Origin of the sequence: Nonomuraea terrae (genome assembly GCF_044465245.1) — a bacterium.
Classification (GTDB): Bacteria; Actinomycetota; Actinomycetes; order Streptosporangiales; family Streptosporangiaceae; genus Nonomuraea; species Nonomuraea terrae.
In genome coordinates this window covers 138503-156428 of the sequence record NZ_JBITLL010000006.1, presented here as the reverse complement: position 1 = coordinate 156428, position 17926 = coordinate 138503, and the positions used below count along the sequence as shown (strand labels likewise).

Here is a 17926-nt window from a genome sequence, read left to right as displayed (position 1 = left end):
CACCCGTCCTACGGCGCCAGGTCGCAGTCCGGGGCCGATCCGGTTTACGGTGCCAGGCCGTCGTCTGGGGCCGGCTCGGGTTACGAAGCCAGGCCGTCGTCCGGGGCCGGCTCGGGTTACGAAGCCAGGCCGTCGTCCGGGGCCGGCTCGGCTTACGAAGCCAGGCCGTCGTCTGGGACCGGCTCGGCTTACGGTGCCAGGTCGCAGTCCGGGGCCGACTCGGTTTACGATGCCAGGCCGTCGTCCGGGGCCACTCCTACCCATGGCCTCGGGCGGTCGTTCGGGGGTGAGTCGCACTATGGCGTTGATGCGCCGTTTGGGGCCGATCGGCCTTTCGGTCAGGATTCGGGAAGTTCTGGGCCGGGGGGTGTGGGGTCGTATGGGGCCAGTCGGGGTGATTCGCGGGCTGGGTCGTATGCGTCTTCTGGAGGTGATCCGGGCCTGGGGGGCGACGCGCCGTATGGGATGAAGTCACCCTCTGAGGGAGGTCGCACCTTCGGTTCGGATGCGAGGGGTTCGGGGTTCGGTGGGGATGCCCCCTATGGGCCGAGGGCCGGTGGGGGGCCGGCCGCCAAGGGGCGCTCCGAGGCGTTGGTGGGGATGTTGTTCGCGGGGCTCGGGCTCTACAGCGTGCTCAACGTCATCCTCGTCGTAGCCGTCCTCGCCAGCGGCATGAGCTGGACCGGCGACGGTCCTTCCCCCGCCCTTCTCATGGCGGTCGTCCTGATCGTCGTCGGCCCCGTCGCCGGGATCGTCCTGTGCTTCGTCCGTGGGTCCTGGACGCGGGGGCTCGGGCTGGGGCTGATGATCGGATGGGCGACGTGGTCCATCGTGTCCGTCGGGTTCTGCACCGGCCTCAACCCGGGTCTGTACGGCTGATGCCCTACCACGAGATCTTCGTCGGCCTGGGCGTCCTCGTGGCGTCCGTGGTGTTCGTGCGGGAGGCCAGAAGGCGTGGGGCGCTCAACGAGCAGTCGCTCGTCGCGGTGACCGGCGCGCTGGTCGGCGGAGCGATCGGGATGCGGCTGGCGGGCTGGCTGGAGACGCTCGATCCGCAGGACCTGTGGCTGTACGGCTCCCGCAGCATCCTCGGCGGCCTCACCGGCGCGTACGTCGGCGTGCTCGTCGCAAAACGGATCATCGGCTACAAGGAACGCACCGGCGACCTGTTCGCCCCCGCGGTGGCGCTCGGCATGGCGGTCGGGCGGATCGGCTGCCACCTGACCGAGGCGCCCGGACGCCCCACCGACCTGCCGTGGGGCGTGCACGCCCCGCCCACCACCCCCGAATGCCCCGGCTGCCTGACCGGCCAGGCCATGCACCCGTCGTTCGTCTACGAGATCCTCTTCCAGCTCGCCGCCTTCGCCGCGCTCATGTGGGCGCGCCGGCGGCTCACCCAGCCGGGGGAGCTGTTCACGCTGTACGTGGCCGCGTACGCGGTGTTCCGTTTCCTGGTCGAGTTCACGAGGGCCAACGAGACCGTCTGGCTCGACCTCACCCGCCCCCAGTGGTTCCTCATCCCGGGGATGTTGCTGCTCACCGTCAGGCTCGGGTACGGCTGGCGGCGCGGCTACTACCAACCCCTCTTTCGGCGAAAGGTCATGACATGAGCGCAGGGATGGGTCTGCGGGGCGACCGCATTCTCCGGTACGTCAACGCGTTCTGCCCGCAGTGTCACGGCGCCGACCTGGAGCAGGTCGAACGGCTGAGCGGCTACCTGGCCGAGCGCGACGGCCGCGTGTGGCTGGAACGCGGCTGCCGCAAACACGGACTTATCCGCACTTTGTACGACGAAGATCCAGAAATCCTCGAATATCTGGAAGAGTGGACCGCCCCCACCAAGCGGCACCTCCCGGACCTCGCCGGCAACTACGATCCCATCCCCGCCGCCTACCTCCGCGGCCTGCCCGAGATGCAGACGCAGCACACCTGCATCCTCCTGGAGGACATCGCCGAGGCCTGCAACCTGCGCTGCCCCACCTGCTTCGCCGACAGCTCACCCGACCTCACGGGGATCGTCCCCGTGCCCGACATCCTCGCGAACGTCGACCAGCGCCTCGAACGCGAGAACGGCAAGCTCGACGTCCTCATGCTGAGCGGCGGCGAGCCCACCCTGCATCCCGAGCTCAAGACCCTTCTCGCCGAGCTCGCCGACCGCCCGGTCACCCGCATCCTGATCAACACCAACGGCGTCCTCGTAGCCCGCGACGACGCACTGCTCGACCTCCTCACCGAGCATCGCGAGCGCGTCGAGGTCTACCTCCAGTACGACGGAAGCGCCGACGCCTCCCGCCACCACCGCGGCGGCGACCTGACCCGTCTCAAGTCCGATGCCCTGCGCCGCCTGTCCGAGCGCGAGATCTTCACCACGCTCGTCATGACCGCGGCTCAGGGCGTCAACGACGGCGAGATCGGCGACGTCGTACGCCTCGCCCTCGACACCCCCTACGTCGGGGGTGTGTCGCTGCAGCCGCAGTTCGGCTCGGGCAGGTCGGGGGCGATCGACCCCATGGACCGTCTCACCCACACCGGCGTGCTCAAGCGCCTCGGCCCGCAGACCGGCGGCCTGGTGACCTGGCGCGACCTGACCGCCCTGCCCTGTTCCCACCCGCACTGCTGCTCGGTCGGCTACCTCATCCGCGACGACGGCGGGCAGTGGCGCTCGCTCACCGGGCTGATCGGCCACGACCGCCTCAAAGAGCACCTGGGTCTGGTCTCCAACCGCATCGCCGACAGCGAGATCCCGCGCGAGCTGCGCCTGGCCGTGCAGGAGTCGCTGCTCGGGCTGCTGTCGGAGCAGTCGTCGCTGTCGCACCCGCAGATCGGCGACCTGTGGCGGACGATCTGCGAGAACTGCGACCTCGGCGTCTCCACCCTGCTCACCCTCGCCTCCGCGGCCCTGCCGGGCCGCAGGAAGAAGCTCCGGCGGATGCTGGGCGAGCGGGTGGTGCGCCTGACGATCAAGCCGTTCATGGACGTCTCCACGATGATCGAGGAACGTCTCACGCAATGCTGCGTGCACGTCGGCACGCGGGCGGAGCAGGACCAGTGCGCGCCGTTCTGCGCCGTGCAGGCCTGGCCGCAACTGTCCCGCCAGCGTCTGTCGGCGGTGGCCGCGGAGCCAGGAAGGGTGATCGCATGAAGCAGGAGCCGTACGACCCGCTGCGGTTGTGCGTGTACGCGACCGTCGCGCTGCTCGCCTGGCTGCTCGGGCCGTGGGCGGTGCTCGGGTTCGCGGCGCTGGGGTTCGCGGGGTACTGGAAGGCGCGGCGAGCCGGACTGACCCGGAGCAAGTGCTTCCTCCGGGACACCCGGCTCGTGCTGGCCTACCTCGGACTCATCGGCCTGGCGGCGCTCGCCGCGATCATCCTGTGACGGCCGCCGGCCGCCACGCGCCTTGACGCGCTGACCCCGGCCCTCGCCCCGTGCCCAGGTCGTACACGACGGCCGCCGAAGGCCCCTGCGTGTACACGCTGAGCGGCAACCGGCGCCGGCCGCGCCCTCCATGGCGCCGGACAGGACGTGGCCGTACCGGAGAAGCGCGTCGCCCCGGGTCTGGGCGGGCTCGTCGAATTCCTCCACGAGGCCAGGGATCACGTGAGGCCGGCTTCTGCCGCACGCCGGAGAGATCTATTCGGCGGGGACGTACAGGACGAGCGTCTCGGCGATGCAGGCGGCGCGCCTCTCGCCCTCGATCTCGACGGTCATCTTGAGGTTGGACAGGTAGCCGGCAGGAGTGCCCTTGACGTCGGTCAGCTCGCCCACGGCCCTGATGCGCGCGCCGACCGGCACCGGCCTCGGGAAACGGACCTTGTTCAGGCCGAAGTTGACGCCCATGGCGATGCCCTCGACCTTGACCAGCGAGAACATGAGCGCCGGCAGCAACGACAGCGTCAGGTACCCGTGGGCGACGGTGCCGCCGAACGGGCCCTCCTTGGCGCGGTCCACGTCGACGTGGATCCACTGGTGGTCGTCGGTGGCGTCGGCGAACAGGTTGACCTGCTCCTGGGTGACGGTGCGCCACTCGGTCGGGCCGAACGTCTCGCCGACGGCCGCCTTGAGCTCCTGAACATTCGCGAAGGTCCGCATGGCCGGAAACGCTATTGCGCGGGCGGGACGGCTGCCAAGTTCAGGACCTCCAGCGTGCCGCGCTCGTTCTCCCAGTAGAGGATCGAGCCGGGTCCCGGGGCGCCGCCGTCGGCGAACCAGGCGCCGTCGACCGCGTCGATCGAGGCGACCTTTCCGGTGGCGATGTCGTAGACGCCGCCGGCGACGTACACGAACCGGTCGAGCGCCGGAGCCTGGGCCAAGGTCTTCGAGACGCCCAGGGCGTCGAGGCGGGTCACGGCTGTGCCGTCGAAGCGCTGGAGGAAGCCACCCTTGTCGTCGTGTCCCGTGCACCAGGTGCGGGCGCACCGCAGCCCCTTCGCGCCCGGCGGCACGGCCACCGCCGTCTTCGTGCCGCCGTCCAGGTCGGCGATCAGCGTCTGGTTGCGGACGCTCGGTCCGGGGTCGGCGGCCACGTCGCCGGCCACGGGCCAGTCGACCAGGTGCAGGCCGTCGCTGCCGGGCAGCCTCTGCGGGGTGCCGCCTGCGAGGGGCAGGCGCCACACGCCGCCACGGGAGCGTTCCGACCACGTGACGTGGTCGCCGTCGAGCTGCATCATGTCGATGTCGGTCCCCGGGCCGCTGAGCGTGGCGAGCAGTTTCGCCTCGCCGGGCAGCGGGGCCGCCCAGATCCGGCGGAAGCCCGTGCCGTCCTTCTCGCTGTACGAGGTCCAGACGAGGTGCTCGGCGTCGGCTGCGGCGACCTGGACGAGTGGACCGTCGGTCCAGGGCGTCGTGACCACGCGGGTCTCGCCCGTGACGGAGTCGTACACCTCCAGCCGGCTGCTCTTCTCGCCCGGCCCGGACGCGGCGAGCAGCACCTCCGAGGTGCTGAGCCCCATGACCGGACGGCGCGTCCGGCCGTCGGCGTCCCGCGCCGGCATCGTGAGGTACGCCCCCGGCCAGAGCTCCTCCACGGGCACGGACGCGGTAGGCGGCGGCACGGTGCCGACCGGCTGCGGGGGCGGTGCCACCGTGACGGTGGGCGGTGACCCGACACCGGTCGGCGGCGGCACCACCGGTGACCGGGTCGCGAGGAAGGCCGGGGCCACCGAGTCGACCTCGGCCGGGCCCCACACGACGGCCCTGACCCCCATGCCCAGCACGACCACCGCCGCCGCGGCGGCCAGCGCGCTCACCCGCCGGCGGGTCCTGCGCCGTCTGCGGCGCGCGACCGCCGCGAGCAGGCTCTCGTCGCCGGGAGCGCGGTCGGCCGCCGACCGCAGGGCCCCGACCAGTTCGTCCTCTGTCCTCACGCCCGTCCCCTTTCGAACACCGCAGGCTTGACGCGCAACGCGTTGAGCGCGTGGAACGCCTGGCTGCGTACCGTTCCGCGGGAGATGCCGAGGATCTGCGCGATCTCCTGGTCCGGCAGGTCCTCGTAGTAGCGCAGCACGATCACGGCGCGCTGCCCGCGCGGCAGCGCCGCCAGCTCCTTCCACAGCTCGCCGAACGCGTGCTCGTCGGTGTAGGAGCCCTCAGGAACGTCGTCCGTCAGGTGCTCCCTGCGCCGCCTGCGCCACCAGCTGACGTGCTGCCTGGCCATGATCGTGCGTACGTACGACTCGGGGTTGTCCTTGTTGCGGACCCGCCGCCAGGCGTCGCTCAGCTTGAGCAGCGCCTCCTGCACCAGGTCGGCCGCGTCGTCGGCGTTGCCGGTGAGCACGTAGCCGTACCGGAGCAGCGCCGAGCCGCGCGCCCGCACGAAATCCTCGAACTCCACATCACCGAGACGCTCGGCGGAGCCGGGCTGTTGCAAAGATCTTTACCCGAAAACATCGCATGGGTGTTCGAGTCCGCGCTACAGTCGTAGGCATCCGACTCGAACAAGGGTTCGGCCTGGTGGAGAGGGGTGTGTTCGATGACGGTGCTCGCGACCGCCCCTGCTCGGACACGCCGTAGCGCTTTCTTCCCAAATCTAAGACGGCCGCTATATCCGGCAATAGAGTCGCAGAGCGTGGACCCTGTGCGCAATCCTTATGCCCCCGGCGCCGGGCAGCGTCCGCCGGAGCTCGCCGGGCGCGATCGTGAGCTGCAGCAGTTCGAGGTCGTGCTGGAGCGGGTGGCCCGTGGGCGTCCCGAGCGCAGCATGGTCGTGACCGGGCTGCGCGGCGTCGGCAAGACCGTCCTGCTCAACACGTTCAAGTCCATGGCCATGCAGCGGCTGTGGGGCACGGGCAAGATCGAGGCCCGGCCCGACCAGTCGATCAGGCGTCCCGTGGCTGCGGCGCTGCACATGGCCATCCGTGAGCTCGCTCCCCGCCACCGCGCTCCCGAGCGCATCGAGGAGTTCCTCGGGGTGCTCAAGGCGTTCGCCATGCGCGATCCGGCGGCGGCCAAGGGCACCTCCCACTGGTCGCCCGGCATCGAGGTGCCCGCCAGCCGCGGGCGCGCCGACTCCGGCGACCTGGAGATCGACCTCACCGAGCTGTTCGTCGACGCCGCCGCCGTCGCCACCGACCTGGCCGTCGGCATCGCCCTGTTCATCGACGAGATGCAGGACGTCCCGCCCGCCGACGTCTCCGCGCTCTGCGCCGCCTGCCACGAGCTGTCGCAGACCGGCGGGCCGCTGATCGTGGTGGGCGCCGGGCTGCCGCACCTGCCGAGCGTCCTGTCGGCCAGCAAGAGCTACTCCGAGCGGCTCTTCCGCTACGCCCGCATCGACAAGCTCGACCGGGAGGCGGCCGACCTCGCGCTGATCCTGCCGGCGCGCGAGGAAGACGTCGAGTTCACCCGGGAGGCGCTCGACGCCCTCTACGAGGCGGCCGACGGCTACCCCTACTTCGTGCAGGCGTACGGCAAGGTCGCCTGGGACCTCGCGCCGCGTACGCCGATCACCATCGAAGACGTCAAGGTCTCCGCGCCGGAGGCCGAGCAGGAGCTCGCCGTCGGGTTCTTCGGCAGCCGCTACGAGCGGGCCACGCCGGCCGAGCGCGACTACATGCACGCCATGGCCCAGATCGGCGACGAGCCGGTCCCGACCTCCGAGGTGGCCGACGCCCTCGGGCGCAAGCCGTCCAGCCTCTCACCCGCCCGCGACAGCCTCATCAAGAAAGGGCTCATCTACAGCGCCGAGCGCGGCCTGATCGCGTTCACGGTGCCGCATTTCGGGAAATTCCTGCGCGCTCAGCCCGTCTGAGCGGCGCCCCTAGACCTCTATTGGGCTGTCTAGTGGGGAAGCTAGACAGCCCAATAGAGCTGTATCGCGCTGCCTGTCGATCGAAGTATCGGCCTGTCTAGCGTCAGGCCGATACGGACGTATATTGCGGCAGAGACCCGCTGTCCGCCCCGCCGACCACCGCGACCCGCACCGCCGGGCGCCGCCCGCTCAGGTAGACGGCGAAGACCACATCGTCCTCGTCGCGGTTGCGGAAGGCGAAGAACCGCCAGCACAGCTCGCGCCAGCTGTCGTACGGCTCGGTGGTGGCCAGCTCCGCCTGGTAGGCCCGCCAGGTGCCGCTCGAACGCAGCCTGGCCAGCGTCACCGACTCGGCCGGCCCCGGCCGCTGCTCGCACGGCGCGCGGTAACGCAGCCGGTCGACCAGCTCTTCGATCTCGGGCGACAGCAGGGCGAGCAGCGCCACCCCGGCGGCCACGTACATCCACGAGGGGCGCATGACGGCCGCCCACCCGGTCACCGGCGCCCACACCGTCATCAGGGCCATCCCGGTCAGCACGACCGTCCTGCCGATCGACCGCACGCCGACGGGCGCCGAGCTCACCTCGCCGAAGCAGCCGCAGCCCGCGTCGGGCCGCCGCCTGCGCAGCTCCAGCAGCACGTACGTGGACATCGCGAAGAACGCGACCGTCCCCCACCGGAAGAGCGGATGTGTCGTCACCAGCAGCCCGGCCGCCAGCGCCAGCTCGCCGACCGCACACGCCAGCAACGCCGGGACCTGCATGCGCCCCGGCACCAGCACCGCCGGTCCGAGGCGCGACAGCGCGCCGGGCTCGCGCCCGGACACGACGGTGGACACCTTGGCGATCGTGCCGAGGACGAGCAGCACGATCAGAAGCGGGAGCTGCGAGGTCAGCACGCGCGTGTCACCCCAATCCGATCTGAGCGTTGAAGCATCCCTTGACCAGGTCGCCGCCCAGCTCCACGAAGGAGGACGGCGACAGCTCCGCGATCCGGCCCCGCGGAGAGGTGTCGCATTCGACGCAGCGGTCGCAGAACCGCCCCGCCAGACATCCGCACGCCACCACGGGCACGTTGGCGGTGCGGTCGGAGCAGACGTTCTTCACCTGAAGCAGGGACCCGACCGCGAGGTACGGCAGGCCCGCGCACGACACGCCGACCTGGGTGCAGCCGGTGTCAGAACGTTCCAGCATGGGGTACGCCGCGCCCCGCTCCTCCTCGTCGAACGTGTCCGACCAGGTGGCGGTGCCCGCGATGCGCGACTGCATCCCCGCGTACGCCGGTGGCGGGGGCGGCACAGAACGCGCCGGGTAGGCGGGCTGTGACGTCGCGGGCAGCAGGGCGAGGCTCGCGCCGTCGCGCCGGACGCCGATCGCGTCGAACAGGTAGCCGGGCTCGAACTTGGGATGGCGCACCTGGAGCCGTCCCGACGCCCGGTAGGGGATGACGATCGTACGGTGGCCCCGGTGCGGGCCGGAGTCGAGCTCGACCGTCAGGTCCCTGCGGCCCTCGACGGACAGGATGGTGCCGGTCAGGCGTGTGGTGTCGGCCCAGACGCGATCGACGACCCGGCCGTCGCGCAGCGTCCGCATGATCACCATGGCGCCGACGGGCAGGTCGGCCGGGGCGGTGTCGCCACCGTGCCAGGCCGTGGCCCACGGCGCGATGACCAGCCGTTCCTGGGCGCCGTCGGGGGTCTCGATGGTCATCAGGTGCGGGCTGACGTCGAGGATCTCGCCGACGACCGCGCGCAGGGGCTCGCCGCTGCCCGGGTCAGGGCCCTCGACGCCGCTCTCGCGTCCGAGTGCGGCTGCCGCGAGCACCCGGCGGCGCTCAACGCTCGGATACCCCATCCGCCCCTCCCTCGTCGGATACCAGATTCACACGACTTGGGGGCGGCCCACACCTTAGCGGCCCAGACGAGAGCAAAATACGCATCCTGGGGGAAGGGACTTCACTCCCGGCGGCGTACAAACCGCCACCGACCTAGACGGACCTTTGTCGTGGGCGGGCCGAAACCTGAATTGTGGTTCGGGGCCAAAGGGGCATCAAGCTGCGATTCTGGCCACGATGCAGACCACCGGCCGGGAAGACGAGTTCCGCGAGTACGTGTTGACGCGCGGTCCTGCCCTGCTGCGTGCGGCGCACCAGCTCACCGGGCACCCGCTGGACGCCGAGGATCTGCTGCAGAACGCGCTGACCAAGACGTACCTGGCCTGGGACCGCATCGAGGACCGCAACGCCCTGGACGGCTACGTGCGGCGGGCCATGGTCAACATCAACATCTCGCAGTGGCGGCGGCGCAAGCTGGAGGAGTACCCGTCGGACCAGCTGCCCGAGGTGGCCGCCGGCCACGCGGCGCCGACCGCTGACGTGACCTCCGAGGTGCAGGAGGCGCTGGAACGGGCGCTGCAGGAGCTGCCCGAGCGCATGCGGGCCGCGATCGTCCTGCGCTACTACGAGGACATGACGGAGCCGGAGATCGCCAAGACGCTGGGGATCAGCGTCGGCACGGTGAAGAGCACGGTCTCGCGCGCGATGGCCAAGCTCAGGAGCGCGCTGGGTCTGCCGCGCTGACCTCGTCCCCGGTCGCGCCGGCGGTGGCGCAGGGGCGGACGACTGCGCGGATCTTGCGCAGGCTGGCCAGGAACCGCTCGAGCTCGGGCCCCTCCAACTGGCCGGTGAAGCAGTCGTCGATGTCCTCCAGGTGTTGAGGCAGGACGGTCTCGAGCCGTTCCAGCCCGGTGGGGGTGAGGGTCGCGTACGAGGCCCGGCGGTCGGTGGAGCAGGCCTCGCGGACGACCAGGTTGTCGCGCTCCAGCCGGTCGACGACTCGGGTCACCCCGCTCGTGGACAGGCCGGTCTGGGCGGCCAGGTCGCTCATGCGCAGCTGGTGACCGGAGGAACGGGCCAGGCGGATGAGGCATTCGAAGTCGATCTCCGACAGGCCGGCGTCGTTGAGAACGGGCTGGAACCTGTCCATCAAGCCTGCATGCACCTCAACCAGCAGTCCGATGGCGGTGAGCCGGGGGTCGTCCAAGTTCAGCACATCCACAGCGTACCCGACGTTGGTTGACGGGGGGAATATTCCTCGTGTAGAAAGTTGTTGCCGCAGACATCCAACTGAGCCGACTTCCCCTGAGGAGAACCCCATGAGCACCCTTACCTGGGAGAACCTGACCGTCCCTGCCCCCGGCACGTACAACATCGACGTGACGCACACGCACATCGGCTTCGTCGCGAAGCACATGATGTTCACGAAGGTGCGCGGCTACTTCGGTGGCTTCAGCGGCTCGGTCACGGTCGGCGAGAACCCCCTGGAGTCGAGCGCCGAGCTCACCATCCAGGCGAACACCATCGAGACCGGCATGCCGGACCGCGACAACCACCTGCGCAGCGACGACTTCCTGTCCGTCGACAAGTTCCCCGAGATCACCTTCAGGACCACCCGCGTCGTCGGTCACTCGGGCAGCGACTTCACCGTCGTGGGTGACCTGACCATCCGCGACGTCACCAAGGAGGTCGAGCTGAACGTCGAGTACGGCGGCGTCGGCACCAACCCGTGGGGCGTGCAGGTGTGGGGCTTCTCGATCACCACGGAGATCGACCGCGAGCAGTTCGGTCTGACCTGGAACCAGGCCCTGGAGACCGGTGGCGTCCTGGTGGGCAAGAAGATCAAGATCGAGATCGAGGGCGAGGCCAACCCGGCCGCCTGAGTTATCCACAGCCAGAAAGCCCGTCTCAGCTGGGCGGGCGTTCATCCACAGGTGGTTACCCACAGGCTGTTGATGACACCTGGCGAAGGCGGCGGGCGCGATCGCTTTGCCGCCTCGCCAGAAGGCCGGTACTCTGTCCTGAGCCACCAAAGGCTTCCAGGAGGATTCGCCTAGTCAGGTCTATGGCGCCGCACTGCTAATGCGGTTTGGTCTTACCGGCCATCCGGGGTTCAAATCCCCGATCCTCCGCAGGTGAAAGGCCCTCGCCCGTTCGTCGGGTCGAGGGCCTTCGTCGTTCCTGAGGCGTCAGGGGTGCAGTTCGGGTTGCAGTTGCCCCTCAGGCCGAGCCCCACAGGGCCGCGTCCATGCGGTCGCTGGCGTCCCTCATCTGGAGAGTCGCCACGTGGGTGTAGCGCTCCGTCGTGGTCGCCCGCGTGTGGCGAGGATCTCCTGAACCACGCGGATGTGGACGCCCTGCTCTATCAACAGGGTCGCGGCGGTGTGCCGTGCGTCGTGCACTCTGGCGTCTCGTACGCCGGCCTGCTTGAGGATGGACTTCCACTGCTTCCAGTCCTCTGTACGCTCGATCGGCCCGCCGTGCTGCGTCGTGAAGACCAAGTCATGGTCGGTCCACCGATCCCTCGCCTTCACCTTCTTGTGGGCCGTTAGGAGAGCCAGGAGCGCGGGTGGACACTGGAGGGTGAGCTTGCTCTTGCCCTTGCGTTGCCGGAGGACGAGGCCGCCACCGGACCGCTTGGGGCACTTGTCCGCATGGCTGGTGCAGTCCTTCAGGCAGGGACGTCTGTAGCAGGTGTGGGCGCGCTTCTTGCAGTTCGCCGTGCAGGTCCGCAGATGCCGATGATCTTTGCAGTTCTTCTTACAGGCTTTCCGGTGCCACTTCTCTCCACAGGCGTGTGGATCGTCGCAGCCGTGCTGCCACACTCCGCCCGCTGGATCTGGAACCATGCCCGAATCTCGCCGGTCGTCAGATCGATGTACGACCAGCGCAGGCCGAGAGCCTGGCGCAGGCCGAGAGCCAGGGCCACGCACCAGCGGGCACCGTTCCTGCGGCTTCTTGCCACATCCAGGATGCGCCGAGCCTCGTCCTTGGTGAGCGGCTCTATCTCTACGGTCGACGCCCATGATGATCTTCTCAAACACGCTCTCAGAGAACTGATCACCCGCCCCTGCCGTGTTCGCCGGCTCCCGACCGGCTTCGATGCGGATCTCACGCCGTCGGGTGGCGACGTAGTCGCGCACCATCCCGTACGACACGACCCCGGCAGCGTCGTGCTCGTCCAGCAGCCGATCGAAGATTCTCTTCGCGGTGTGCCGCTGCCTCCTCGGTGCGTCGAGGTCGTCTCGCAGCCAGCCGTCGATGACATCCCGGTAACGGTCAAGCCGGGATCCTCTCCCCGACACCGTGCTTGCGCTGCAGAGCGCGCTTGGACAACCCCGCCTTGGCGTCGCGTCGGATCGCGGCGTACAGGTCGACGCGTGAGGTGGGTGCGCGAGCCATGATGCTCAGACCCAACTCAGTGGCAGATCAGTTCGTCCCTTGGCGGACGTCCGTCCCGTGCTCGGCGAACGCCTTGAAGTCCTCCATGTGCTGCTGCGACTGCTTGCGGAAAGAGCCAGGCATTACCAGCCCCACCAGTCGCACCAGCAATCCGTCGAACCGGAATTCGCTCTCGCTCTCCCACAGCGTGGTGTCCGGACCGGCTGCGATCAGCCGGTCGCGCTGGGCCTGCCACATGCCCTCGCCGGCGATCTCGCGGTCGTAGTGCACGACGACAGAACTGGGGATGGCGTGCAGGTCTTCAGGTTCCAGGCGCGTGATGGTCTCGGTGGCCTCCATCCTCTGCTTCCCCATTTGAAACACGACTCGCGAGGTGGTGCCGAGCTGGCCGTGCGCTCCGTCCACCGGCTCGTGCAGCACCAGGCCCCGCAGCCACTTCGGCATGTGCGCCGGGTCCGCGAGCATCTGGAGCACCTTCTCCCGCGGCAGGGCGATCTCGATCGAGGTGGTGTACTTCATCAAGCGTTCCCTCCGGGGGCGTAGAACGCGGTGGTGGCCTTGACGGCGGCCGCCACGTGATCCGGATCGCCACCGGCGGCCAGGTGAGCTTCGCCCCATGCCGCAGCGCTGCGCCGCACGAACTCGCGCCCCGTGGGCGAGGTCTGGAACTCCTCGTGATCGAGGGTCTCGCCGTCTGCCAGGAACCGGGTCAGGGTGAGGAGATGCAGGTCCCAGCCCACACCGCCAGCACCGGGGCCGTAGGTCGGGAACATGGGCTCCCCGACGGCCGCTGCATGGACCAGTTCAAGCTCGGTGTCCCCGGCAGGGCCCGGGGACAGGCGCACCTCGACCTCGCTCGTGCCCGGCCACTCGTCGGCGTCCGGCCCGAAGAGCCAGGACACCCGCAGCAGACGCGGCGGCTCGCACCGGAGGATCTCCCCGTGCTCACCGCCGTCCAACTCGAACGACCCGCCGAGCCGCAGGTCTCCGGTGACCGACTTCAACCAACGGCCCAGCCGCTCAGGGTCGGTGATGGCGTTCCACACGTCGTCGACCGGCGCGTCGTAGCGACGCCGCAACTCCATCGTGTACGCGTCACCGGCGGGCAGGGTCGCTGTGCCCATCGTCCGGCGCGCAGCGGCCAGTTCGTCCAGCACGTCCTTCATGTCATGTTCCTTTCACTGGCGGATCGGCCTTGCCGACGTCGGTGCCGTGTCAGGCTGCTGGCCAGCCCGGGACCGGGATGCACGCCTGCCTCGGGCCAACTCAGTGCCCAGGGCATCGAGACGCTGATCCCAGAACCCGCGAAACCGGTCCAACCACACGTCAACCTCGCTTAGCGACGTCGGGTCGACGGCATAGAACCGGCGAGCCCCCTCGGCCCGGACCGACGCGAACCCGTTCTCACGCAGAACGCGAAGATGCTGGGAAACAGCCGGCTGGGACAGTGCGAACTCAGCCCGGATCACGTCCGTGATCGCCCCAGAGGTCTGCTCACCCTCGGCGAGCAGCTCCGGAATGCGCCGGCGCACCGGGTCGCCGAGAATGTCGAACGCGTGCACGAACCAGAAGAGTACCAGATCCGACTTATATAAGTCAGGACTGGTACTGCCGCGTTACCCCCGGTGCCGACGCACATCGACACCCGGCACGCCCCCCATCGATGCTGGTGTCGAACGAGACCGACATCCGGTGTCAGGTGAGACCGACGTGGCCAGCCGGGCGAGGAACGGTTTCAGCTCACCGTCTGCACCCCATCGGCCCTCGCCGATCAGCTGCAGCAGCATCCCTTTCTCATCGGCCGCCATTGGCTCTTCGTGCCCGAGCTGTATCCCGCCGAGGTGGCCAGGTGGCTGAGCAACCGGATAGCAGTGCTGGAGGCTCCGACATGGGCGAACTCGCCAAGAAGATCGGCCGGATCGGAGAGTGGGAGTTCGAAGACTACGACGGTTGAGGCCCTCGGGTCGGGTTGCAGTTCGGGTTGCAGTTCACCGCTGTCCCATGCCGTTCCGAATGGACCGGTCAAGCGTATTGGTCCAGGTGGAACCGACCGGGACGGTCGAGATCCGAGCTGCTAATGCGGTTTGGTCTTACCGGCCATCCGGGGTTCAAATCCCCGATCCTCCGCAGGTCAGAGCCCTTCCCCGAGATTCCGGGGAAGGGCTCTTTGATCTTCAGTTGACCCATGCCGGACCATTGCCGGACCATTCCGCTAATGATCATGCTCTCCCGGCCCGCGGAATGATCGCCACCGTCGCCTCGGCCGCTTCCGCCGCGACATCCGGAACCACGGACGTGTAGACGTCTGCGGTGAAGCTGTGGCGCGAGTGGCCGAGCGTCGCGCTGATCACCTTCATGTCGACGCCGGCCGCGAGCATGAGCGTGGCCGCGCAGTGCCGGAGATCATGTAACCGGATCGGCGGCAGCTTCTCAGCGGCGATGATCGCGGCGAATCGCTCGGAGACGTACTCCTCAGGCAGAGCCTCCCCACTCGGGCGTCGTGAAGATCAGTCCCGTGTCCACCCAGTCGGCGCCGGCCGCCAGGCGTTCGCGCGCCTGCTGCGCCCGCCAGCTCGACAACAGGGCGATGTTCGCGCTGTCGAGCGCGACCGTCCGCCAGGATGACTCGCTCTTGAGGCCGGTGGGGCTCACCGTCCGGCGGGCGCCGCTGCCGTACGACGAGCGCGCCCGCCAGGCGATGAGCGTCCTGCGTTCGGCGCTGGTCGGCTGGTATCGGACGCTGGCGGTCGACGAGACCCGCGTCGGGCCGCTGTGCCGCGTCTGCCACCATGCGTCGTGCACGTGGGCGCACCGCGGCCGCGTCCCACCCACCGGACACGCTGGCCGGCCTGGCGCGGTGGCTGCTGCGCCAGCGGGCCGCGCTGCTCGGACATCAGGCGCTCGTCGAGGCGATCGACGAGCTGGGCGACGCGATCCGGCAGGCTCGACGCGCGATCGACCGGCCGCCGGCGACCTGGTACGCCGGGCCGTGCGGCGTCGACGAGTGCGAGGCTGACCTGTATGTGCGGCATGGTGACCGGCTCTTCCGGTGCCGGTCGTGCGGGGCCACCCACAGCGCGACGGCGCGGGAGCGGTGGCTGCTGCGGCAGGTGGCCGATCACCTCGGCACCGCTACGGAGATCGCCCGTGCCCTGAACGCGTTCCGGCCGGGCCTGACGCCGAGCATGATCCGCGGCTACGCGCACCGCGGCCGCATCGTCTCACGCGGCGCCGACGATATCGGCCGGCCGCTCTACCGGATCGGCGATGTGCTGGCGCTGCTCAACGGAGGCGGGTCGGCCGACATGCCCGGCGGCGATGCTTGACACTGACCTGCGCGAACGCGATCCTGTGATCGGCTAGGAGACGAAGGCTCGCCAGCAGCGGGCGCCTTAGGGCGTACCTGACCCCTTATCGGGGTGCGGGCCTGTACCTCGGAGGCGTAAAGCCGGCGCAGAAGCTAAACGACGGGGGTGTGAGCTGTACGGCTCACACCCCCTTCGCGGCGAGTATCTACTGTGGGTAGACGAAGTCCGCACCGAAGCCGGCGATGTAGACCGCACTGTCAATCTCGCCGCCGGCAAAGCGTGCGGCGATGTTGATTCCGACATGGACGTCTTTATCGCCCGGGAAGAAGCTGTTGACGTCGCCGAGCCGCAGATGCTCGCCGCTCACTGCGATATCCTTTTTCCCGAGCGCTTCCCAGCTGTCCCATACCGGAGACGCTCCGTCATGGACCTTGATCTGCATGAGCGAACTCGTTTGGCGAGCATCGAAAAGCAGCATCACCTTTCCGACCTGGGCTCGCTTCTCGCCATTCTGTGGAATATGAACTGGGCTCGCAACCGGCATGTGAACCCATACGCCTGTGTTGGCCGGAATCGTGAAGGTTACGCCACCCCCCGTCTTCAGTACGGGCTGCATGGGCACATCGTGTCCGGCGGGATCATGTGGCGGTTCCACTTCGGCGCTGACGCCATGCGCCCATGATGCGAAGATCGGCTTCGCCATGCTATTTCCTCCTGTCTGGCTAGGAAGTCAATGCATGCGCGGTTCTGCTGCACTTTTACAGCTTTCCGCTCGCATAGATACCTGCCCAGACATGAAGTACCCTTCCCGAATTTCGCGCAGTCGGAGATTAGGGCAATTGTTGCCCAAAGACCCGAATTGCTATATCGGACACTAGATCTACGAGTGGCGGGTTTAAGGGACAACTGCGCCCAGCCGACTGCTCGGCCGTGCCCTGGCCCTGGTAAGGCGGCGTAGCCTCCCCTGTGATCGCAGCATCAAGGGGCACCGACGAGGACCTCGTCGATAGTTCGCCTCGTCCATGCGGGCCGAGAGCCACGGGTCGGTTACGGGGCCGCCGACCGCGAGCACCGCTCGGGCCTCGGCCAGCAGCGCCTGAACCTTCGCGCGGGCTCTCTCGGGTGTGAACGGCTCGCGGGCCTGCTCGTACATGATCTGTCTGCCCCTCTCGATTTCCTTCCACATGACGTGCCGGATGGCGGCGGGCCGGTCGATGAGCAGGCCGGGCATGTCCGAGACAACCCACCGGCCGTCGCCCAGGTGGTGCGCGACCGTCTCATGAACGTCGCTGTGCACGTACTCGTTCGTCGCGCTGATCACGATGGTCTCCAGGGACAGGGACAGGGACAGGAACGGGACGGTGAGGGGCGTATCTGTGGGGCGGCCCCCCGCATCGCCCGGAGAAGCGTCGCGGGGGGCCTGGTCCGGCCGGGACGTGGGAATCCCGGCCGGACGTTTGGAGCGGCCCCGGCCCGGCGGTATCCATGGGGTAGGCGCACGCGGGCGGGGGCCGTCCGCCCGACCGGGCCGCTATACGAAGGTGCAGGGTCCGACGCTGTGCCGCCGGGCCGCCTGCTGTGACAGCGCGGCGCCGAGCGCCACGCCGTCAGTGCGCCTGACGTACAGGACAACGCCAGCTTTCGACAGCTGCGGCGTCAGCGGCCCGCACAGCTCAGCGATCCACCAACCGTCCTCGACGGTGATGTTCCAGCCGGGATACGTCATCTCCAGCGCATGCAGCAGACGGTCGCGCTGATTCTCCACAACCTCAGCCACGGCCGATCACCACGGCGGAGATCCCGGGCCCTCGTGCCTTGCGGCGGGACCGAAGAACAACGGCGCCGTGCACATAGGACGGCTGGCGGGCGTCCCAGTCCAGACGCACCAGTTCGACAACCCCGACAGCACCGGGACGGAGGGCGTCGAGTGCGGCGTGCAGCCTTTTCTCGGCGAGCCCGGGCTCGTCCGTGACACCGCATGAACCCTCGCCACTGTGATCACGTGCGGACCAGGCGAAAAGGACGTCGTCGGCCTGAACGCTCATCGGCCGTCCCGGTGTCCAGAGATATGGTCGGTCATGGGTCAGGACCTCACTTCCTGATCAAGTCCCTGGGCCGGCGGTGACGTCGTCCGGTC

General features: G+C 68.9%; 24 protein-coding genes, 1 tRNA gene and 1 pseudogene. 10 read left to right on the top strand and 16 right to left on the bottom strand.

What is annotated here, in order from left to right:
* The first annotated feature begins 591 nt into the window (after window positions 1-591).
* Genes ACIBP6_RS29965 through ACIBP6_RS29950 form a run of 4 tightly spaced genes read left to right on the top strand, consistent with a single transcriptional unit; the run spans window position 592 to window position 3375 of the window.
* Complete coding sequence (locus ACIBP6_RS29965) at window positions 592-879, top strand: hypothetical protein (protein ID WP_397057235.1); 288 nt, start codon at window positions 592-594, stop codon at window positions 877-879.
* Window positions 879-1610, top strand: a complete 732-nt coding sequence (locus ACIBP6_RS29960; protein WP_397057234.1) for a prolipoprotein diacylglyceryl transferase — start codon at window positions 879-881, stop codon at window positions 1608-1610. Before ACIBP6_RS29965 ends, ACIBP6_RS29960 begins: the two co-directional genes overlap by 1 nt.
* Window positions 1607-3142 carry a radical SAM protein gene (locus ACIBP6_RS29955; RefSeq protein ID WP_397057233.1) on the top strand — a complete coding sequence of 512 codons (1536 nt, stop codon included), beginning with the start codon at window positions 1607-1609 and terminating at the stop codon, window positions 3140-3142. Before ACIBP6_RS29960 ends, ACIBP6_RS29955 begins: the two co-directional genes overlap by 4 nt.
* Complete coding sequence (locus ACIBP6_RS29950) at window positions 3139-3375, top strand: hypothetical protein (protein WP_397057232.1); 237 nt, start codon at window positions 3139-3141, stop codon at window positions 3373-3375. Before ACIBP6_RS29955 ends, ACIBP6_RS29950 begins: the two co-directional genes overlap by 4 nt.
* Window positions 3376-3630: 255 nt before the next feature.
* Here the strand turns inward: ACIBP6_RS29950 and ACIBP6_RS29945 are convergent, their stop codons facing one another.
* The 3 genes from ACIBP6_RS29945 to ACIBP6_RS29935 are packed head-to-tail and all read right to left on the bottom strand — an operon-like array spanning window position 3631 to window position 5830.
* The gene (locus ACIBP6_RS29945; protein ID WP_132615465.1) at window positions 3631-4089 is read right to left on the bottom strand and encodes a MaoC family dehydratase; all 459 of its coding nucleotides are present in this window, start codon (window positions 4087-4089) and stop codon (window positions 3631-3633) included.
* A gap of 11 nt (window positions 4090-4100) precedes the next feature.
* Window positions 4101-5363, bottom strand: a complete 1263-nt coding sequence (locus ACIBP6_RS29940; RefSeq protein ID WP_397057231.1) for a hypothetical protein — start codon at window positions 5361-5363, stop codon at window positions 4101-4103.
* A complete protein-coding gene (locus ACIBP6_RS29935) occupies window positions 5360-5830 on the bottom strand; it encodes a SigE family RNA polymerase sigma factor (protein ID WP_397057230.1) in 471 nt (156 codons plus the stop codon). Before ACIBP6_RS29935 ends, ACIBP6_RS29940 begins: the two co-directional genes overlap by 4 nt.
* Before the next feature lie 234 nt (window positions 5831-6064).
* Between ACIBP6_RS29935 and ACIBP6_RS29930 the strand changes: the two genes are divergently transcribed.
* Window positions 6065-7246, top strand: coding sequence for an ATP-binding protein (locus ACIBP6_RS29930; RefSeq protein ID WP_132615467.1), 1182 nt, complete (start codon window positions 6065-6067; stop codon window positions 7244-7246).
* A gap of 103 nt (window positions 7247-7349) precedes the next feature.
* On the opposite strand, the gene ACIBP6_RS29925 is transcribed toward ACIBP6_RS29930, so the two are convergent.
* On the bottom strand, window positions 7350-8144 hold the full coding sequence (locus ACIBP6_RS29925; protein WP_397057229.1) for a MauE/DoxX family redox-associated membrane protein: 795 nt from the start codon (window positions 8142-8144) through the stop codon (window positions 7350-7352).
* 7 nt (window positions 8145-8151) lie between these two features.
* Complete coding sequence (locus tag ACIBP6_RS29920; RefSeq protein WP_397057228.1) at window positions 8152-9099, bottom strand: hypothetical protein; 948 nt, start codon at window positions 9097-9099, stop codon at window positions 8152-8154.
* Between the two features lie 217 nt (window positions 9100-9316).
* On the opposite strand from ACIBP6_RS29920, the gene ACIBP6_RS29915 reads away from it, so the two are divergent.
* Window positions 9317-9823 carry a SigE family RNA polymerase sigma factor gene (locus tag ACIBP6_RS29915; RefSeq protein ID WP_397057227.1) on the top strand — a complete coding sequence of 169 codons (507 nt, stop codon included), beginning with the start codon at window positions 9317-9319 and terminating at the stop codon, window positions 9821-9823.
* On the opposite strand, the gene ACIBP6_RS29910 is transcribed toward ACIBP6_RS29915, so the two are convergent.
* Window positions 9795-10295: a MarR family winged helix-turn-helix transcriptional regulator gene (locus ACIBP6_RS29910; RefSeq protein ID WP_397057226.1), complete on the bottom strand. Its 501-nt coding sequence runs from the start codon at window positions 10293-10295 to the stop codon at window positions 9795-9797. The genes ACIBP6_RS29915 and ACIBP6_RS29910 overlap by 29 nt on opposite strands.
* A gap of 103 nt (window positions 10296-10398) precedes the next feature.
* Between ACIBP6_RS29910 and ACIBP6_RS29905 the strand changes: the two genes are divergently transcribed.
* Together ACIBP6_RS29905 and ACIBP6_RS29900 are read left to right on the top strand one after the other, a co-directional pair.
* Complete coding sequence (locus ACIBP6_RS29905) at window positions 10399-10962, top strand: YceI family protein (protein ID WP_397057225.1); 564 nt, start codon at window positions 10399-10401, stop codon at window positions 10960-10962.
* Between the two features lie 159 nt (window positions 10963-11121).
* Window positions 11122-11211: transfer RNA gene (locus ACIBP6_RS29900), tRNA-Ser, on the top strand.
* A gap of 135 nt (window positions 11212-11346) precedes the next feature.
* Here ACIBP6_RS29900 and ACIBP6_RS29895 read toward each other — a convergent pair.
* The 4 genes from ACIBP6_RS29895 to ACIBP6_RS29880 all read right to left on the bottom strand — a co-directional run bounded on the left by ACIBP6_RS29895 (window position 11347) and on the right by ACIBP6_RS29880 (window position 14043).
* Window positions 11347-11928, bottom strand: coding sequence for a tyrosine-type recombinase/integrase (locus tag ACIBP6_RS29895; RefSeq protein WP_397057934.1), 582 nt, complete (start codon window positions 11926-11928; stop codon window positions 11347-11349).
* Between the two features lie 580 nt (window positions 11929-12508).
* The gene (locus ACIBP6_RS29890) at window positions 12509-13000 is read right to left on the bottom strand and encodes an SRPBCC family protein (RefSeq protein ID WP_397057224.1); all 492 of its coding nucleotides are present in this window, start codon (window positions 12998-13000) and stop codon (window positions 12509-12511) included.
* On the bottom strand, window positions 13000-13647 hold the full coding sequence (locus ACIBP6_RS29885; RefSeq protein ID WP_397057223.1) for an SRPBCC family protein: 648 nt from the start codon (window positions 13645-13647) through the stop codon (window positions 13000-13002). The genes ACIBP6_RS29890 and ACIBP6_RS29885 overlap by 1 nt, the downstream gene beginning before the upstream one ends.
* A gap of 12 nt (window positions 13648-13659) precedes the next feature.
* Complete coding sequence (locus tag ACIBP6_RS29880; RefSeq protein ID WP_397057222.1) at window positions 13660-14043, bottom strand: ArsR/SmtB family transcription factor; 384 nt, start codon at window positions 14041-14043, stop codon at window positions 13660-13662.
* Window positions 14044-14250: 207 nt separating this feature from the next.
* On the opposite strand from ACIBP6_RS29880, the pseudogene ACIBP6_RS29875 reads away from it, so the two are divergent.
* Window positions 14251-14322: pseudogene (locus ACIBP6_RS29875) on the top strand (hypothetical protein); the annotation flags it as partial.
* Between the two features lie 378 nt (window positions 14323-14700).
* On the opposite strand, the gene ACIBP6_RS29870 reads toward ACIBP6_RS29875, so the two are convergent.
* Window positions 14701-14961 (bottom strand): tyrosine-type recombinase/integrase, encoded by a 261-nt coding sequence (locus tag ACIBP6_RS29870; RefSeq protein ID WP_397057933.1) that lies wholly within the window; start codon window positions 14959-14961, stop codon window positions 14701-14703.
* Window positions 14954-15283: a hypothetical protein gene (locus tag ACIBP6_RS29865; RefSeq protein WP_397057221.1), complete on the bottom strand. Its 330-nt coding sequence runs from the start codon at window positions 15281-15283 to the stop codon at window positions 14954-14956. The genes ACIBP6_RS29870 and ACIBP6_RS29865 overlap by 8 nt, the downstream gene beginning before the upstream one ends.
* Between ACIBP6_RS29865 and ACIBP6_RS29860 the strand changes: the two genes are divergently transcribed.
* Window positions 15271-15807 carry a hypothetical protein gene (locus ACIBP6_RS29860; protein ID WP_397057220.1) on the top strand — a complete coding sequence of 179 codons (537 nt, stop codon included), beginning with the start codon at window positions 15271-15273 and terminating at the stop codon, window positions 15805-15807. The genes ACIBP6_RS29865 and ACIBP6_RS29860 overlap by 13 nt on opposite strands.
* Before the next feature lie 187 nt (window positions 15808-15994).
* Here the strand turns inward: ACIBP6_RS29860 and ACIBP6_RS29855 are convergent, their stop codons facing one another.
* The 4 genes from ACIBP6_RS29855 to ACIBP6_RS29840 form a co-directional block, all read right to left on the bottom strand.
* Window positions 15995-16492, bottom strand: coding sequence for a hypothetical protein (locus ACIBP6_RS29855; RefSeq protein WP_397057219.1), 498 nt, complete (start codon window positions 16490-16492; stop codon window positions 15995-15997).
* A 192-nt stretch (window positions 16493-16684) separates the two neighbouring features.
* Window positions 16685-17110: a hypothetical protein gene (locus ACIBP6_RS29850; RefSeq protein ID WP_397057218.1), complete on the bottom strand. Its 426-nt coding sequence runs from the start codon at window positions 17108-17110 to the stop codon at window positions 16685-16687.
* Between the two features lie 210 nt (window positions 17111-17320).
* Window positions 17321-17566, bottom strand: coding sequence for a hypothetical protein (locus ACIBP6_RS29845; RefSeq protein ID WP_397057217.1), 246 nt, complete (start codon window positions 17564-17566; stop codon window positions 17321-17323).
* Window positions 17559-17834: a hypothetical protein gene (locus tag ACIBP6_RS29840; RefSeq protein WP_397057216.1), complete on the bottom strand. Its 276-nt coding sequence runs from the start codon at window positions 17832-17834 to the stop codon at window positions 17559-17561. Before ACIBP6_RS29840 ends, ACIBP6_RS29845 begins: the two co-directional genes overlap by 8 nt.
* Between the last annotated feature and the right edge of the window lie 92 nt (window positions 17835-17926).

What these genes read in the sequence shown, in the direction of transcription:
- ACIBP6_RS29960 (WP_397057234.1), top strand. Translation starts at nt 879, where the DNA reads ATGCCCTACCACGAGATCTTCGTCGGCCTGGGCGTCCTCGTGGCGTCC.
- ACIBP6_RS29955 (WP_397057233.1), top strand. Translation starts at nt 1,607, where the DNA reads ATGAGCGCAGGGATGGGTCTGCGGGGCGACCGCATTCTCCGGTACGTC.
- ACIBP6_RS29950 (WP_397057232.1), top strand. Translation starts at nt 3,139, where the DNA reads ATGAAGCAGGAGCCGTACGACCCGCTGCGGTTGTGCGTGTACGCGACC.
- ACIBP6_RS29945 (WP_132615465.1), bottom strand. Translation starts at nt 4,089, where the DNA reads ATGCGGACCTTCGCGAATGTTCAGGAGCTCAAGGCGGCCGTCGGCGAG.
- ACIBP6_RS29920 (WP_397057228.1), bottom strand. Translation starts at nt 9,099, where the DNA reads ATGGGGTATCCGAGCGTTGAGCGCCGCCGGGTGCTCGCGGCAGCCGCA.
- ACIBP6_RS29915 (WP_397057227.1), top strand. Translation starts at nt 9,317, where the DNA reads ATGCAGACCACCGGCCGGGAAGACGAGTTCCGCGAGTACGTGTTGACG.
- ACIBP6_RS29905 (WP_397057225.1), top strand. Translation starts at nt 10,399, where the DNA reads ATGAGCACCCTTACCTGGGAGAACCTGACCGTCCCTGCCCCCGGCACG.
- ACIBP6_RS29895 (WP_397057934.1), bottom strand. Translation starts at nt 11,928, where the DNA reads ATGGTTCCAGATCCAGCGGGCGGAGTGTGGCAGCACGGCTGCGACGAT.
- ACIBP6_RS29890 (WP_397057224.1), bottom strand. Translation starts at nt 13,000, where the DNA reads ATGAAGTACACCACCTCGATCGAGATCGCCCTGCCGCGGGAGAAGGTG.
- ACIBP6_RS29885 (WP_397057223.1), bottom strand. Translation starts at nt 13,647, where the DNA reads ATGAAGGACGTGCTGGACGAACTGGCCGCTGCGCGCCGGACGATGGGC.
- ACIBP6_RS29860 (WP_397057220.1), top strand. Translation starts at nt 15,271, where the DNA reads ATGCGTCGTGCACGTGGGCGCACCGCGGCCGCGTCCCACCCACCGGAC.
- ACIBP6_RS29855 (WP_397057219.1), bottom strand. Translation starts at nt 16,492, where the DNA reads ATGGCGAAGCCGATCTTCGCATCATGGGCGCATGGCGTCAGCGCCGAA.
- ACIBP6_RS29840 (WP_397057216.1), bottom strand. Translation starts at nt 17,834, where the DNA reads ATGAGCGTTCAGGCCGACGACGTCCTTTTCGCCTGGTCCGCACGTGAT.